At 40.8% G+C, this 16284-nt stretch carries 19 protein-coding genes and 1 tRNA gene; 17 read left to right on the forward strand and 3 right to left on the reverse strand.

The genetic code is table 11. From position 1 onward, the window contains the following. Positions 1-19: 19 nt before the first annotated feature. Complete coding sequence (locus ACWIUD_RS06295) at positions 20-292, reverse strand: TRL domain-containing protein (RefSeq protein WP_454147753.1); 273 nt, start codon at positions 290-292, stop codon at positions 20-22. Between the two features lie 193 nt (positions 293-485). Here ACWIUD_RS06295 and ACWIUD_RS06300 point away from each other — a divergent pair, with 193 nt between their 5' ends. From ACWIUD_RS06300 to ACWIUD_RS06340, 9 genes are all read left to right on the forward strand, one after another. Then, on the forward strand, positions 486-812 hold the full coding sequence (locus tag ACWIUD_RS06300; protein ID WP_454147755.1) for a YraN family protein: 327 nt from the start codon (positions 486-488) through the stop codon (positions 810-812). A gap of 68 nt (positions 813-880) precedes the next feature. After that, positions 881-1198, forward strand: a complete 318-nt coding sequence (trxA, locus tag ACWIUD_RS06305; protein ID WP_454136381.1) for a thioredoxin — start codon at positions 881-883, stop codon at positions 1196-1198. A 2-nt stretch (positions 1199-1200) separates the two neighbouring features. Further along, positions 1201-1656 carry a hypothetical protein gene (locus ACWIUD_RS06310; RefSeq protein ID WP_454147757.1) on the forward strand — a complete coding sequence of 152 codons (456 nt, stop codon included), beginning with the start codon at positions 1201-1203 and terminating at the stop codon, positions 1654-1656. Beyond that, on the forward strand, positions 1653-2588 hold the full coding sequence (gene trxB, locus ACWIUD_RS06315) for a thioredoxin-disulfide reductase (protein ID WP_454147759.1): 936 nt from the start codon (positions 1653-1655) through the stop codon (positions 2586-2588). Before ACWIUD_RS06310 ends, trxB begins: the two co-directional genes overlap by 4 nt. Before the next feature lie 3 nt (positions 2589-2591). Further along, entirely contained in the window at positions 2592-2837 is a 246-nt protein-coding gene (locus tag ACWIUD_RS06320) for a hypothetical protein (RefSeq protein WP_454147761.1), read from the forward strand. Further along, a complete protein-coding gene (gene dapB, locus ACWIUD_RS06325) occupies positions 2767-3540 on the forward strand; it encodes a 4-hydroxy-tetrahydrodipicolinate reductase (RefSeq protein WP_454147763.1) in 774 nt (257 codons plus the stop codon). Before ACWIUD_RS06320 ends, dapB begins: the two co-directional genes overlap by 71 nt. A gap of 9 nt (positions 3541-3549) precedes the next feature. Further along, positions 3550-5241, forward strand: coding sequence for an amidophosphoribosyltransferase (locus tag ACWIUD_RS06330; protein WP_454147765.1), 1692 nt, complete (start codon positions 3550-3552; stop codon positions 5239-5241). Next, positions 5238-6218 (forward strand): TIGR01212 family radical SAM protein, encoded by a 981-nt coding sequence (locus ACWIUD_RS06335; protein WP_454147767.1) that lies wholly within the window; start codon positions 5238-5240, stop codon positions 6216-6218. Before ACWIUD_RS06330 ends, ACWIUD_RS06335 begins: the two co-directional genes overlap by 4 nt. Continuing rightward, positions 6215-6835 carry a thiamine phosphate synthase gene (locus ACWIUD_RS06340; RefSeq protein WP_454147769.1) on the forward strand — a complete coding sequence of 207 codons (621 nt, stop codon included), beginning with the start codon at positions 6215-6217 and terminating at the stop codon, positions 6833-6835. The genes ACWIUD_RS06335 and ACWIUD_RS06340 overlap by 4 nt, the downstream gene beginning before the upstream one ends. A 2-nt stretch (positions 6836-6837) precedes the next feature. Here ACWIUD_RS06340 and ACWIUD_RS06345 read toward each other — a convergent pair. Then, a tRNA-Ala gene (locus ACWIUD_RS06345) sits at positions 6838-6913 on the reverse strand. Between the two features lie 145 nt (positions 6914-7058). Between ACWIUD_RS06345 and ACWIUD_RS06350 the strand changes: the two genes are divergently transcribed. After that, entirely contained in the window at positions 7059-9101 is a 2043-nt protein-coding gene (locus tag ACWIUD_RS06350) for a hypothetical protein (protein WP_454147771.1), read from the forward strand. Beyond that, positions 9079-9237 carry a hypothetical protein gene (locus ACWIUD_RS06355; protein ID WP_454147773.1) on the forward strand — a complete coding sequence of 53 codons (159 nt, stop codon included), beginning with the start codon at positions 9079-9081 and terminating at the stop codon, positions 9235-9237. The genes ACWIUD_RS06350 and ACWIUD_RS06355 overlap by 23 nt, the downstream gene beginning before the upstream one ends. Before the next feature lie 51 nt (positions 9238-9288). On the opposite strand, the gene ACWIUD_RS06360 is transcribed toward ACWIUD_RS06355, so the two are convergent. Next, positions 9289-9612 (reverse strand): hypothetical protein, encoded by a 324-nt coding sequence (locus tag ACWIUD_RS06360; RefSeq protein WP_454147775.1) that lies wholly within the window; start codon positions 9610-9612, stop codon positions 9289-9291. On the opposite strand from ACWIUD_RS06360, the gene ACWIUD_RS06365 reads away from it, so the two are divergent. The 6 genes from ACWIUD_RS06365 to rseP all read left to right on the forward strand — a co-directional run bounded on the left by ACWIUD_RS06365 (position 9590) and on the right by rseP (position 16284). Beyond that, entirely contained in the window at positions 9590-11383 is a 1794-nt protein-coding gene (locus tag ACWIUD_RS06365) for a hypothetical protein (RefSeq protein ID WP_454147777.1), read from the forward strand. The genes ACWIUD_RS06360 and ACWIUD_RS06365 overlap by 23 nt on opposite strands. Positions 11384-11454: 71 nt before the next feature. Beyond that, complete coding sequence (locus ACWIUD_RS06370; protein ID WP_454147779.1) at positions 11455-12858, forward strand: M16 family metallopeptidase; 1404 nt, start codon at positions 11455-11457, stop codon at positions 12856-12858. Beyond that, complete coding sequence (gene dapA, locus ACWIUD_RS06375; protein WP_454147781.1) at positions 12855-13745, forward strand: 4-hydroxy-tetrahydrodipicolinate synthase; 891 nt, start codon at positions 12855-12857, stop codon at positions 13743-13745. The genes ACWIUD_RS06370 and dapA overlap by 4 nt, the downstream gene beginning before the upstream one ends. Further along, positions 13742-14542, forward strand: a complete 801-nt coding sequence (locus ACWIUD_RS06380) for an enoyl-ACP reductase (RefSeq protein ID WP_454147783.1) — start codon at positions 13742-13744, stop codon at positions 14540-14542. The genes dapA and ACWIUD_RS06380 overlap by 4 nt, the downstream gene beginning before the upstream one ends. A gap of 26 nt (positions 14543-14568) precedes the next feature. After that, positions 14569-15120, forward strand: coding sequence for a CDP-diacylglycerol--glycerol-3-phosphate 3-phosphatidyltransferase (pgsA, locus tag ACWIUD_RS06385; RefSeq protein WP_454147785.1), 552 nt, complete (start codon positions 14569-14571; stop codon positions 15118-15120). Between the two features lie 96 nt (positions 15121-15216). Beyond that, positions 15217-16284 carry an RIP metalloprotease RseP gene (rseP, locus tag ACWIUD_RS06390; protein WP_454147787.1) on the forward strand — a complete coding sequence of 356 codons (1068 nt, stop codon included), beginning with the start codon at positions 15217-15219 and terminating at the stop codon, positions 16282-16284.

The raw sequence follows: 16284 nt of genomic DNA on the forward strand, positions 1-16284 counted from the left end.
ATCTAGCGCATTTGCGAGATTATTTACCGCGCACGATGATTGTTTTTGTATCATAAAAGAAAGTTTTGAAATCTTTTACTTCGACTGCTTGAATCGTAGTGATACCAGCGGCTTTTGCGGCGTCATCGATGGAGCATTTTTGCGTTTCAAAACCGCAAATATACACGCATTCAGAAGTGCCGATTTTTGCTTCGTTCGCATTTACGGGGATATTTGTGGTATCCACGACAGAAATTGTCGAGCACGCACTAAATAAAACCGCAAAGATAGCAATTAAACCTAACTTTTTCATATTTTCTCCTTTCATAAAATTTGCTTTTTTGCAAAAAAAAGCAAATCGCATTTTGCCCCCCCCCCAGCTTAAAAATCAATTAAAAATGAAAAAAAATTTATGGCTTGTGTAGATTTTACAAGTTTGAAAAAAATATGAGATTTTATATCAAATTCTTTATAATTGCGCCAAAAAAATTTTTAAGGTTTCACAGATGAGTCGCAAAAAAGGGGCATTCGCAGAATCTAGCGCAAAAGAATTCTTGCAAAATAGCGGATTTGAGATTGTTGCGTGTAATTATTTCACGCGCTACGGGGAGATTGACATTGTCGCTACAAAAGATTCAGTCTATCATTTCATCGAAGTAAAATCTGGCAAAAACTTCAATCCTTTACAAAATGTAACGCCAAAAAAGTTGAATCGAATCATCGATTCAATCCACATTTATTTGGCGAATCACGCGCTAGATGTGGCATTTTGCGTAGATGTGATTAGCATTAAAAATGGCGAAATTGAATTTTTTGAAAACATAAGTGCGTGAAATTTAAGTGTAAAAATTTTGCTTTATGTTAGAATTTTGCTTTTATTTTTAAAATTTAAGGAGAAAAAATGGGTAAGTATATTGAGTTAAACAACGCGAATTTCGATAGCGTGACAAAGAGCGGTGTGTCGCTGGTGGATTTTTGGGCGCCTTGGTGCGGTCCGTGTCGAATGCTAAATCCGATTATCGAAAAGCTAGTCGATGAGTTTGAAGGACGCGCAAATATCTGCAAAGTCAATGCCGATGATGAAAAGGACTTGGTGGCGAAGTTTGGCGTGGTTAGCATACCTACGATGTTTTTTATCAAAGATGGCGAGATTGTGCATCAAATCACGGGTGCCACAAGCGAGCAAGCGATAAAAGATAAACTAAACTCGATTTTGTAAAAGTGCGATTTTCGCCACTGATGCCATTTGTCGCCACGCTCTTTGCGGCGGCGGCGTTTTTTTATTTTCAATACACTTTTACGAAGTTTAAGGTAGTTGATTTTGGAGAGTTGATTTTTTACGAGAAGCAGGGCATTTTTCACCCTAGCGATGATGAATATATCGTGCTTTTGTATAACTCAAAAGTCGATAAATTTACAAATTTAGCACCCAAAACGCAGAATCTAGGCGAAAATTTAGCGATTTTGGCAATCGATTATCATCAAAATACTTCGCAAAATAGCGCAGATGGCATTACTCCAATCAGTAGCGGGATGAATACACTTTTGAAATTTAGCAGGATTTTTGGCATTGATGAAGTGCCTGTGGCATTTAGGATTAAGAAAAGTAGTAAAGGTAGTAAAAGTAGTGCGTCAAAATACGCGCAAGATAGCAAAATACAAAGGATTATGAAATGATAAATTTAGCGATTATCGGGGGCGGACCTGCGGGGTTAAGCGCGGGATTATACGCGACTCGTGGCGGTTTGAAAGATGTCGTGCTTTTTGAGCGCGGAATGCCCGGCGGGCAAATCACAAATTCTAGTGAGATTGAAAATTATCCGGGCGTGAAAGATATCGTAAGCGGGATTGAGTTTATGGAGCCGTGGTTAGAGCAATGCTTTCGCTTTGGGCTACGCCACGAGATGAATGAAGTTAGCAAAGTCGCCAAAAAAGGCGAGATTTTTGAAATAGCGTTGGCAGATGGCACAACGCAAGAAGCAAAAGCGGTGATTTTATGCACGGGGGGCAACCCACGCCGTTCAGGGATAAAGGGCGAAGGCGAATATTGGGGCAGGGGGGTAAGCACTTGTGCGACTTGCGATGGATTTTTTCACAAAAATAAGCCCGTAGCCGTGCTTGGCGGGGGCGATACCGCGCTAGAAGAGGCGGTGTATTTGGCGCGAATCTGCGAAAAGGTGCATTTGATTCACCGAAGAAATGAGTTTCGCGCCGCGCCAAGCACGCAAGAGCACGCAAAAAGCAATCCAAAAATCGAAATCATAACCCCCGCTGTGATTGATGAAATCATCGGCAATGGCAAGCACGCCACAGGCATTAAAATCACAAATACGGACACAAACGAAGTGCGAGAGATTGAAGTGAGTTGCGTGTTTGAATTTGTCGGGTATGATGTGAATACGGGCATTATTAGTGGCGATGGTGCGCCACTTTGCGAGTTAGATGCTAGTGGCAAAATCAAAGTGGATTTAAATATGAAAACTTCGGTGGCGGGACTTTTTGCCGCTGGTGATATTCGCCAAGATGCGCTAAAACAAGTCGTAATTGCCGCAGGGGATGGCGCGGTGGCGGCGTTGAGTGCGATTGAGTATTTGGAGTCGCATAAGTAGATTTTGCGAATCGTTTCATTATGTTTGTCATTGCGAGATTTGCGAAGCAAATCGTGGCAATCCAAAAAATCAAAAATAGATGGTTGCTTCGCTTCACTCGTTTGCAATGACAAAAAATTAGAATTTTCGCAGAATCTAGCGCATTTTTCGCAGAATCTAACTAAAATTGGAGCAACAAATGATAAAAGTAGGAATCTTTGGCGCAAGTGGGCGAATCGGCAGACTTTTAATCGAATCTTTGGGCGATGATGAGGTGGCAAAATTATCGTGCGTTTTTGTGCGAAATGAGTTGCAATACTCTATCCCGCAAGGCGTTTTGGTTACAAATGATATAAAGGTTTTTTTAGAATCAAGCGATTTGATTATCGACTTTTCAAGCCCCGAAGCCACGCAAAATCTGCTTGATTGCGCGATTGATAATTGCGCAAAGCCCATTGTCATCGGCACGACAGGGCTAAATGCAATGCAAATGGATTTGCTAAACGCCGCTTCGCAAAAAATGCCTATTTTATACGCTTCAAATATGTCGCGTGGCATTGTGGTGCTAAATAATATCGCGCAAATCGTGGCTACGGCGTTGCGTGAGAGCGATATTGAAATCGTTGAGATTCATCATCATCACAAAAAAGATTCGCCATCTGGCACGGCTCTATCGTTGGCGCAAAATGTCGCAAAAGCACGGGGATTAAACATTGACAAAGTCCGTGTAAGTGGTAGGGACGGCGCAATCGGTGAACGCAAAAGCGATGAAATCGGTGTGATGAGCCTCCGTGGTGGCGATATTGTAGGACGGCACACAATCGGCTTTTATATGGATGGCGAATATTTGGAGCTAACGCACAACGCAACTAGCCGAATGACTTTTGCCAAAGGCGCAATCAATGTCGGCAAATGGCTAATAAAGCAAGAGCGCGGATTATACGATATAAAGGACGCTTTGGCATTGAATTAAAGGGCAAAAATGAAAAAAACTAACTTTGAATCGCTTTTGGCACACGATTCGCGCAAATCTTGCGAATCTAACGAATCTAATGCAAATTCGCACGAATCTTTTGTGGATTCACACGAATCTTTTGAATTTCGCGAATCGCCTAACGAAAAATGCGCAGTAGTTGGCGTTTTTAATGCGAATCGAAGTGCTGTTTTGTGCTACTACGCGCTTTTTGCAATGCAACACAGAGGACAAGAGAGTAGCGGAATCTCAACCACCGATGGGCACAAAATCACCACCATTAAAGGCGAAGGATTAGTTACCTCCATTTTCAAAGGCGGATTAGACGCACTCAAAGGCAGTGCGAGTATCGGGCATAATCGCTACTCAACCGCAGGGGAGGACAGCAAATGCGATGTGCAGCCCATTTTTGCCAAATACGCACTTGGCGAAATCGCCCTAGCACACAACGGCAATTTAGTCAATGCAAAAGAAGTCCGCGATGATTTAACCGCAAAAGGCGCGATTTTTCAAAGCCATTTGGATACCGAAAATCTAATCCACCTAATCGCACACAGCAAAAAAGAGCGACTGCGCGATAGAATCATCGAATCATTGCAACACATAAAAGGCGCGTATTCGTTTGTTATTTTGAGTAGGGGCAAACTCTTTGCGATTCGCGACCCTTATGGATTTCGCCCTTTGAGTTTGGGAGAAATCACAAATGAGGACGGCACAAAGGGGTATATTGTGGCAAGTGAAACTTGTGCTTTTGATTTGATAGGGGCAAGATTTGTCCGCGACATTAACCCCGGTGAAATGGTGATTTTTAGCAGTAGTGATTCGTCTTGTGGCAATTCGTCTTTAGATAAGCATTCCGCCGATTTGCTAAATTTCGGGCGTTCGCAGACCGCTAGTCTAGTCTCACGCCCAAAATTTAGCAAAAACAACGAAAGCCATACCGAAAATCCTTCCGTTGTTTTGAATGCAAAATGCGCCGATTCGCCGAAGCAATCCAAAAAAAACAATCCACAAGACGAATTTGCCACTACAATCGAATCAATCCAAGTTTTCCCACCCACTCCAAAGCACTGCATTTTTGAATTTGTCTATTTTGCGCGTCCTGATAGCTTTGTCTTTGGCAAAAGCGTCTATGAGATTCGCAAAAATATGGGCGTAGAGCTTGCAAGAGAGCATAAAATAAGCGCGGATTTTGTCATACCTGTGCCAGATTCGGGCGTGATTTCGGCAATCGGCTATTCGCAAGAGAGCAAAATCCCATTTGAATTTGGCATCGTCCGCAATCACTACATAGGGCGCACATTCATCGAGCCTACGCAATCAATGCGCGAACTAAAAGTCAAACTAAAACTAAACCCCATCGAAAAGCTAATCGAGGGCAAGGACATAATCATCATCGATGATAGCATTGTGCGCGGGACGACAAGCAAACAAATCATTAGCATTCTCCGCAAGGCAGGGGCAAAAAAGATTCACCTAATCATCGCTTCGCCTGAAACCATTGCACCTTGCTACTATGGCGTGGATACGCCAGATAGCTCACAGCTCATCTCCGCAAACAAAAGCGCAGATGAAGTTTGCGCGTTTATCGGTGCGGATTCATTGCATTTTTTATCGCTAAATGGGCTTTATAAAAGCATAGGCGTTAGCGATGGGAGTGGCTATTGCAAGGCTTGTTTTGATAAGGAATACATTATTTGAAGCAGATTTTAACCATTGGGCGGTATTTTCGGGCGCGTTTTGGCACTCGTGTGCGGAAAATCCCCATTTCATTGCAGGGCTTCACTTGCCCAAATATTGACGGCACAAAGGCAAAGGGCGGGTGCATTTATTGCAAAAATGAAAGTTTCTCGCCATCTTTACAAACACTAAAAGAAATCACACAAGATTCGCCAAAAAATACTATTTTTATGAATTTTAGTTTGGTGGAAAATCCGCTTTTAGATTCGCAGATTGAGACGCTAAAAGCGCAATTTTTTAAACACGCAAATTATCACAAAGACAAATATAAAATCACAAAATATATCATTTATTTTCAATCTTTTAGCAACACTTACGCGCCTTTTGCAACTTTGGAGCGACTTTATAGTGAGGCTTTGAATCTCCCAAATGTCGTTGGGCTATCAATCGGCACACGCGTTGATTGCATAGAGGATTCTGTGCTAGAATTTCTATCGCACCACGCGCAAAACGGCAAGGATATTTGGGTGGAATATGGGATTCAATCGACTTTTAATCAAACTTTGCGCCTTATAAATCGCGCTCACGACACTCACGGCGCAAAAGAGCTAATCCAAAAAACACGCGCTTTGGGGATAAAAGTCTGCGTTCATTTGATTTTTGGATTGCCAAAAGAGAGCGAAGAAATGATGATGCAATCGCTTAAAGAAGTGTTGTCGTGGGGGATTGATGGCATTAAGATTCATCCGCTTTATATTGTGAAAGAGACGCCTTTGGAGCAAATGTTTAAAGCGGGAAAATACACGCCCATTTCACTTGAATCATATACAAATCTCATAGTGCAATCACTCAAACTAATCCCCGAAAATGTCGTAATCCAGCGCGTCTCCGCAGGTGTGCACGATGATAGTTTAATCGCGCCTAAGTGGTGCTTTGATAAAAATATACAGATGAATTTTATCCGCGAAAAATTACTAGAAAATGGAATACGATATTGAAACTTTATGCGATTAGTGATTATAATCTCACACCCTACGACAAAATCGAAGCAATGCTAAAAGAGGCGATTTATGGCGGGATTCAAATCTTTCAGTTGCGTGATAAAATTTCAAGCGATGATGACATTTTGGAAGTGTGCCTAAATTTAGCAGAAATTTGCATTCAAAACAAAGTCGCATTTATCATAAATGACAGGGTGAATCTTGCATTAGAATTGCAAAAGCGCGAAGTGCCTTGCGGACTTCATTTGGGGCGTGATGATGAGAAAATGCCATTTAAGATTCTGCGCCAAAAGTTTAAGGGGCAAATTGGCATTTCGTGCTATGGTAATTTGGAGCGCGCATTATCTTATGAAGCAAAGGGCGCGGATTATGTGGCATTTGGGAGCATTTTTCAAAGCAAGATAAAGACAGATTCTGCGATTGTAGGGACGGAGATTTTACAAAGCACAAAAACGCACCTAAAAACCGCCCAAATCTGCGCCATCGGTGGCATAACTAGCGACAATATCTCGCAAGTCAAAAATGCAGATTACATAGCGATGATAAGTGCCATTTGGCGGGGCGATGTGCGTAAAAATGTAGAGATTTTAGCGCAGAATCTCGGCGGGATTTGATTTGGTGGAGTGTAGGGGGTTTGAACCCCTGACCTCAACGCTGCCAGCGTTGCGCTCTCCCAACTGAGCTAACACCCCGATTTTGCCGTTTGCGATTTTGCAAAATGTGCGAAGTTTTGAAAAAAATTCGGCGTATTTTAGCATAAAAATCGCAAGTTTTGCTTTTATAAGTTATAATTTGCGTAATTTTTGCGAAAGGGATTAAAAATGGGAGGATTTAAAAATGAGTGCTTATAAAAAATGCTTAACGGGGGGGGGGATTTTAGGATTTGTGCTTTTATGCGCGAATCTAAATGCGATTGAGCTAAAAACGCTATGCCCTAACAACTCTTGCGATATCAAAACGCCCCAAAGTGAAATCACAAACTCCACTCCATTTAGCTTAAGTTCAATAGTCATTTCATCGCAAATCACAAATTTTATAAATCATAGCACCATTACCACAGCCGACAACCAAACTTTTAATTTAAATAGCGGTGGCATTTCAAATCTCACAAACTACGGCACTATTTCAGGCGGTATCATTTTAAGTCCAGCTAACGCGCTTGGCACGATTACAAATTATGGCGAAATGCGTGGCGTGTGGAGTTATTATTCCGCGCAAAATATCACGCTAAATAATTTAGGCATTATCAAAACAAATCAGGGTAGCTATATAAATACGCTTGGAAACAATGCGGCGCATTTTGCCCTTGAAAGCCGAAACGCGAATCTTACCATTCAAAATTACACTATTTTAATCAACGAAAACGCAACTGAATTTAATGACTTTAGGGGCTATACTGACAAGACAAACAATAAAAATTCGCATTTGATAATACAATACAATGCCTACACGCCCACAGCGCAAAATGTCCGATTTAAAGATGGCAAATCAAAGATTTTGCTTGATTTTGATGCGGATTTTGAGTTTGGAGCGACATATAATATCGATAAAATTGTTACCGATAGGACGGGCGGTAGCATAACCGCGCTTGGTTTGGATTTCTCCCGCCTTACCACTAGAAGCGAGCTCTACACGCTAACGCAAAGCGGAAATAATTTCATAGTCAATCTTGCCAGCGCAAAAGAGGCAGGTTACAGCACAATAGGCACTTTGTATAAAAGCAACATTCGCACGATGAATAATTTTTCTACGATAAGCGAATCGTTGATTTATCCACATAAATATAAAGGCACAAATCGCACAACAAGAAAACGCGTGATTCGGCGAATCAAAAAAGTTTCGTCATTTTCTCCGTCATTGCGAGATTCGGCTTTAGCCGAATCGTGGCAATCCACAGGATTTGCGAGTGAAACGAAGCAACCATCCACTCTCAAATCAAACGAATCATTCTTCTACAAAAGCAATTCACTACTCATAGCCGACTCACAAAGCACACAAAGTGCCAAAAGCACACGCACGATTAAGCCAAGCGTGAATCCAAGCGCAACGCAAAATTATTACTTCATTTTAACCCCATTTGTGAATCACAATTATTTCTTTGAATCAGGGCGTTATAATCTATCAGGGTTAGAATATGGATTCGTAACAGCATTTAGTGGTAAGCTAAATAATAGCAATTCGTTAGGCACACACTTTGTATTTAGCTATGCAAGTTTGAATGACAAAGATGATTCGATATTCAACATAACTTCTATGAATCTCAATTTAGGATTAAATTATAAATTAGATTTGATTTATGCAATGTATATTAAAGCACGAATCGATGGATATTATTTTATGAATGAAGTTAAGTCAATATCTATTAGAGATAAAATCAAACCAAATACTATTGGATTTGGCGCAAGTGTGAGTTACGGCAAGGATTGGGATTTCAATCAATATGGGATTTTGGGGTTAAGTGGTGGAGTGGATTATAAGGGATTGTATGCAAATGAATTTATTATGAGTAATATGGCAGATTTAAGTGTATTTGAGAAGTATAATAAGCAACTTTATAATCTGCTATATTTGGATTTAGCATTGGATTATAATAAATACTTTAATACAAACATAGGACTTTGGGGATTAAATACAAAATTTGGCATAAAGGGTAATATTACAAATAATGCTTTGTCTAAATCAAAAGTCTTTTTGAGTAATAATAGAAGCGTAGATATGATAGTAGATAATGACAAAGTGTTAGGCTATGCAAATATAAGTGGTAGCTATGTGCTAAATACAAAAAATTTTGATATGGAGTTTAGTATTGCTTATTATGGAAACTTTGGAGATAGAATTATGAGTAATGGGGGAGGGTTTGAGTGGAGAGTGGGGTGGTAGATTCGCAATTTGTGTCTTGGGTAATCATTTGCTTTGTTTTGGCACAAAATTTCGCTCGATGGACGCACAAGTCCTATCTCGCTTGTTTCACGCAAAAATAATCCAAAGCACCACCGCCATTACTTCAATTGTTTGAACGCGCATTAGATTCTGCGACTCGCACGAAAATTTTATAAAATCGCAGAATCTAAATTAAAAAATATGGATTGCCACGAATGGACTTCGTCAAATCTCGCAATGACGAAATGCGTGGATTGCTTCGGCGAATCAAGATTTGCCTCGCGATGACGGAATTTAACACATTAGATTCTGCGTTTTTTGACTTTTTTTGCGCTAGATTCTGCGATTCGCAGAATTTATCATAAATTTCGCCAAATCTCCCAAATTTCGCAGAATCTACATTATTTTCATTTTTTCCATCGCAAATATTTATTTTAAATCGAAGTTTTAATATAATCGCAGTTTTATTTTCAAAATAGGGTTTTGGAGTGGAGCAAAATACGCAAGGCAAAATTATTCGCAGTGGTGAGGATATAAAGCAGATTCTGCAACGATTTGCGTTTGAAAATAAGGTAAATCCGCTCACCCTTGATTACAATCTCATTTCATATAAAACCTTCATTTTAAAGGATGGCGCGAGGGAAAATATCGCAAATGACGCCATCAAAAATTATATCGATAGCAATAATTTCATCACGCAGGACTATGAGATTGAGATTTTCCGCCGTAATACTTCATTTTACCCGATTTTAATCCAAGTGCAGAGTAATGAAAGCGCAACCGCACTCACCGCAAATATCGCAACGCAAAGAATTCCGCAAAATGGCAATTTAAGCGAGATTATTTATCAAACGATTTTAAATATTTGCGCGTATCGCGGGATTATCATCAATATGGGTTGGGGCGATTTGAGTGATAAAATCGCAAATATCGCGCTAAAACTTCGCAGCAGCGACACTCATCCGGAGTTTTACACGATTGATATTTGCAAGTTAAAAGAGCCAAATATCAACACTCCCGCCACGCGTCTGCTTTTATCCAAAAGTCAAAATGACGCCATTTTATCGCTAGAAAGTCCGCTTCTTAGCGGGGGATTTTTTAAAGTTGAGAGTGGCGAGATTCTGCTAAAATATCAAAAACCGCATTACGCCTTTCCGTGGCGCAATATTTATGGGAAACTCTACGGCGTTGCGATGAGTTATCCAATCGGCATTAGCGCGGGAGAAAATATCGCAGTTGCGCAAAAAGATGACTTTATCATCTACACCGCAGAATCTAGCGGTTATGTTTCCATTGTAAATGGCGTTATGATGATTTCAAAAAGCATTATCGTGGATAATATCAACGCAAAAAATATCCAAAATATCAAAGAGCAGTGCGTAAAATCACTCATCGTAAAAAATGACACACTTTTAAAAGACGCCATTCCTAGCGGGGTGAATTTAGAAGTGGATGATTTGAAAATTATCGGCAATGTCGGCGCAGTGGAGATTAAATCGCAGAATCTTTTTCTAAACGGGCAAGTGCATTTAAAAAGCAATTTATTTGCAAAAAAGGCGCAGATTCTGCACTTAAAGGGGCGATTAAGTGCCAAAGAGGCGCAAATCCGCCATTGTGAAAATGCCGAAATAAAATGCGATAATTTGCAAATAAATTATCTAAATGGTTCAAAACTCTACTTTGATTTCGCGCAAATATCGCATATTCAATCAAATAATATGCTTTTTATCCAAAAGTCGCTCACTGCAAAAAATATTCGCGGGGAAAATAATGAATTTATTTTGTATCCTTGCTCTTATGGCGCGAAAAAGGCGGAGTTTGATAATTTAAATGAAAAATTATTCGCCATAAAAAAGTTTAAAAATCTCATTATGCAGGACAAAAATGGCATTATTTCGCTAAAAAATAATAGCGATTTATTATTAGAGCAAATGCTTGGCAAAAATCATCAAATCCCCGCTTGGGCGGAGCAAATAAACGCCCTAAAACTCAAAAATCGCAGAATCCACGAGATTTACAACAACTATTTTGCGCTAATTAGCGACATAGAGGCAAAAGAGGCGAATGCACTCGCCCAAATCCGCGCAAAGCAAGAGGAAATGTTTGAGATTGAAGTGCAGTTCGAGGAAAAGGCGAGTGTGGGATTTTTCGTGCGGTTTGTTGATTTTGAAGGCACAATGCGGCGATATTTCATAAACGCCTCGCAAAACAATCAACTAAAACGCATTTCGTTGGCAAAAGGCGATGATGAGAAAATAAAAATTATGTGTTACAGGGATTGATTTGTGAAAACTGCATTTTTCATAAAATTTTTATGCTATAATCGCAGGTTTGATTTCAAAAAGGATATTTGATGAAAAAAATACTTTATGGAGTGCTTGTTATGTGCTATTTAAATGCTGCGGGGGCAGATTCTGCGAATCACGCAATAGATTCGGCGAATGGCGTGAAAAATGCCACAGATTCTGCGAAAAATGCCAAAAATACATTAGATTCTGCGAAAAGTTCGCTTTACAAATACGATGAGATGACTTTGCCAAATGGACTGCAAGTTGTGACGATTCCTATGAAAAATAATAGCAAAGTTGTGGATATAAATATCTTTTACAAAGTCGGCTCACGCAACGAAGTGCTGGGCAAAAGTGGCATTGCGCATATTTTGGAGCATTTGAGTTTCAAAAGCACAAAAAAGCTCAAAGCTGGGGAGTTTGATGAGATTGTCAAAGGATTTGGCGGAAATAACAACGCTTCTACGAGTTTTGATTACACGCGCTATTTTATTAAGGCACACAAGGACAATTTAGACAAATCACTCTCACTTTTTGCCGAGCTAATGCAAAATCTCTCACTCAAAAATAGCGAATTTCAAACCGAGCGCAATGTCGTAGCAGAAGAGCGTTTATGGCGCACGGACAACAGCCCTACGGGATATTTGTATTTTCGGCTTTTTAATACCGCATTTATCACGCATAGCTACCATTGGACGCCCATTGGCTTTATGGAGGACATAAAATCGTGGGATATTAAAGATATACGCGAATTTTACAAGAATTTTTATCAGCCCAAAAACGCGATAATATTGGTAGCTGGGGACATCGAATCAAATACGCTTTTTAAAATCGCAAAAAAACATTTTGGCAATATCAAAAACACACGCGAAATTCTACCGCAAACTAGGGCAAAAGAAGCCCCGCAAGATGACAAGCGATTTGTAGAGATTAGGCGTGAAAATCAAGAAGTCGAACTTTACACACTTGCCTTTAAAATCCCAAATTTCGAGCATAAAGACCAAATCGCGCTGTCCTTATTGAGCTATATTTTAAGCAATGGTAAAAGCGCGATTTTGGCGCAAAATATGATTACCAAAGAGCAAATCGCCCAAAGCGTGTATTGCTACAATATGGAGCTAAAAGATGATGGGCTTTTTATCTTTATGGCAGCAGGAAATGAGGGTGTGAAAGCTGAATCCTTGCAAGATTCGCTACTAAAACAGCTTGAATCCATCAAAAAAGGCGCAATTACAGCGCAAGACATTGACAAAGCAAAAATCAATGTCAAAGCAGATTTTATCTATGGGTTAGAGAATAGCTCATCAGTGGCGTCTTTGTATGGTAGCTACTTTGCGCGGGGCAATATCAAGCCACTTTTAGAATATGAAGAAAATTTCGATAAAATCACAGCAAAAGATTTGGTAGCAGTGGCGAATCGCTACTTTAAGATAGAAAATTCAACGACATTATTTTTAAGGAAAAAATGATGACAAAAGTAACGGGCGCGATGAGTGCGCTAATCACGCCATTTAAAAATGACAAAGTTGATTTTGTAAGCTATGAAAAAATCATAAAAAGGCAAATCGCTTACAAAATGGACGCTTGCGTGCCTATGGGGACGACAGGCGAATCTGCGACTTTAAGCCACGATGAGCATAAAGAGTGCATTGAAGCAGCAGTTAGCATTTGCAAAGGCAGTGGCGTGAAAATCCTAGCAGGTGCGGGGAGCAACTCTACAAAAGAAGCGATTGAGTTAGCGAAATTCGCACAGCGCGCGGGAGCGGACGCAATTTTGTGCGTGTCGCCATACTACAACAAACCCACGCAAGAGGGACTTTATCAGCATTTTTTAGGAATCGCAAATGCTGTGGAAATCCCCATTTTGCTTTACAATATCCCAAGTCGCACAGGGGGAAGCATAGATATTGCTACGATGCAGCGACTTTTTAGCGCAAATCCAAACATTTATGGCGTAAAAGAAGCTAGTGGCGATATTGAGCGCGTTGTCGCGCTAAATGCAAAAATGCCCGACTTTGCGATTTTAAGTGGCGAGGATGCGATAAACTATCCAATTTTGGCAAGTGGAGGCGTTGGTGCAATCAGCGTAACGGGCAATTTACTGCCCGATAAAATCGTGGAGCTTGTGGATAGTGCGCGAAATGGGGATTTTGAAAAGTCGCGCAAAATCAACGCCGAGCTTTTTGCAATCAACAAAGCCCTATTTTGCGAGACGAATCCTATCCCAATCAAAACGGCAATGTGGCTTTGTGGGCTTATCGAATCTTTGGAGTTTAGATTGCCATTAAGCAAGGTGAGTGCGAAAAATTTGGCATATTTAGAAACTATAATCAAACAATACGAGGTGAAAAAATGAGCAACAATATGAAAGGCAAAGTGCTTGTAATTAGCGGAGCTACGAGAGGAATCGGCAAGGCGATTTTGTATCGATTCGCACAAGAGGGCGTAAATGTCGCCTTTACTTACAATCGCAACGAAGAGGAAGCGCAAAAAATCGCAAACGATGTTGAGAGCCGCTTTGGCATAAAAGCGCGATTTTATCCGCTAAATGTGTTAGAACCTGAGCAATACACGGAGCTTTTTACAAAGATTGATGCTGATTTTTCGCGCGTGGATTTTTTCGTATCAAATGCGATTATTTATGGTAAAAGCGTGGCTGGGGGATTTGCGCCCTTTATGCGATTGCGTCCGCGTGGATTAAATAATATCTACACGGCGACCGTTTTAGCCTTTGTGGTGGGCGCACAAGAGGCTACAAAACGAATGCAAAAAAATTTAGAAAGAGGCGAAGTAGTCGGTGGCGCAATCGTATCTTTAAGCTCCACAGGCAATTTAGTCTATATGCCAAACTACGCAGGGCACGGCAACTCCAAAAACGCCGTTGAGACAATGGTAAAATACGCCGCGCAAGAATTAGGCGAATTTAAGATTCGCGTAAATGCCGTAAGTGGCGGACCCATTGACACAGATGCGCTTCGTGCATTCCCTGATTATGCGCAAGTCAAAGCAAAAGTCGAAGAGCAATCCCCTCTAAATCGTATGGGGACGCCCGAAGATTTGGCTGGTGCGGTGTATTTTCTTTGTGATGAATCTCAAAGCGCGTGGGTTACAGGGCAGACTTTTGTAGTTGATGGCGGGACTACATTTAAGTAGGATTATGTAAGGATTCGTAGCCCAAAATGCGCAATAATTCTATTTTACATATTTTGCCAAATATCCTAACAACCTTGCGAATCTTACTAGCATTTTTGCTATTATGCGTGATTATTTACCGCCCGTTGCCTGATTTCGTGGACTTTTCGTGGGTAAATTACACGGCGTGTTTGATTTTTTGTATCGCTTCAATCACGGACTTTTTTGACGGCTACATAGCGCGAATCTACAATGTCAAATCCAAATTTGGCGAGGTTTTTGACCCATTGGCGGATAAAATGCTGATTTTAGGCGCGTTTATCGGGCTTTTGCTATTAGAACGCGCAAATCCGTGGGCGGTATTTCTTATTTTAAGCAGAGAATTTTTCATCACGGGACTGCGCGTAATCGCCGCAAGTGAGGGCAAAAATGTCGCTGCAAATAATTTAGGCAAATACAAAACGGGCTTTCAAATCACGGCTGTGGCGTTTTTATTAGCGGATTTGTTCCCCGGGGGCGAAGCGTTGCTATGGATTGCGGTAGTTGTAACGCTGTATTCGGGCTATGATTACACAAAGGCGTATTATAAAAGTGCGTGAAATGAGCGAATCTTGCGTATGAACCGCAATGAATCTAACACGAATCACGCAAGATTCACGCGAATCGCACAAAAAATAATTTTTAAAGGCAAATAAATGTGGCTAATTATCTCAATTTTGGTGCTGTCATTTCTTATATTTTTCCACGAGTTGGGACATTTTTTGGTGGCGCGAATCTTTGGCGTAAAGGTTGAAGTTTTTAGCATTGGCTTTGGCAAAAAGATTCTTACAAAGCGTATAAATGGCACGCAATATGCGATTTCTGCCATTCCGCTTGGTGGCTATGTGCAGATGAAGGGGCAGGACGATTTAGACCCGCTCAAACGAAGCACCGATAGCGATAGTTACACCGTAAAGCCACATTGGCAAAAGATTTGCATTCTATTTGCGGGTAGCGGGGCGAATCTGCTATTAGCGTTTTTGCTATATATTTACATTGGACTTGCTGGGATTAACGCGCTGTTGCCTATTGTGGGCGATAGTATGGAGGATTCACCTGCTAAAATCGCAGGATTGCAAGAGGGCGATAGAATCGTGCGAATCGATAACAAAGAGATAAAAATTTGGCGCGATATTGCGGATTATGTGGGCGATAAAAAAGAGGCGATAAATATAAGTTTTTTGCGCGATGGCGAAATATATGAAGTTTCGCTAATCCCGCAAGTAAAAGATTCTAAAAATATCTTTGGTGAGAATGTAAAGCAGAGTTTTATCGGCATTCGCGCAAAAGGTGAGGTTGGAGTCGTCCGCTATGGATTAGGCGAAATTATCCCATTTGCCTTTGGAGAGACGCTGTATGCGGGAAAAATGATACTTTTAAGCGTCCAAAAGCTAATCAGTGGCATTGTCCCTACAAGTGAGCTGGGCGGTCCCATTGCAATCGTGCAGATTATCTCAAATGCCACAGACAGCGGACTTGTCGCGCTTTTTAGCATAACTGCGCTAATTTCGATAAATTTGGGACTACTCAATCTTTTCCCTATCCCAGCGTTAGATGGTGGACATATCATTTTCACGCTATATGAGTGGATTACGCGCAAACCCATAAGCGAAAAAGTCCTATATCGGCTCATCATCTTTGGGTGGGCGTTACTTTTAAGCCTAATGGCACTTGGAATCTACAACGACATAGCGCGAATCGCCACAAAAACTTCGCCTTTTTAA

The organism is Helicobacter sp. 23-1044 (assembly GCF_053654695.1).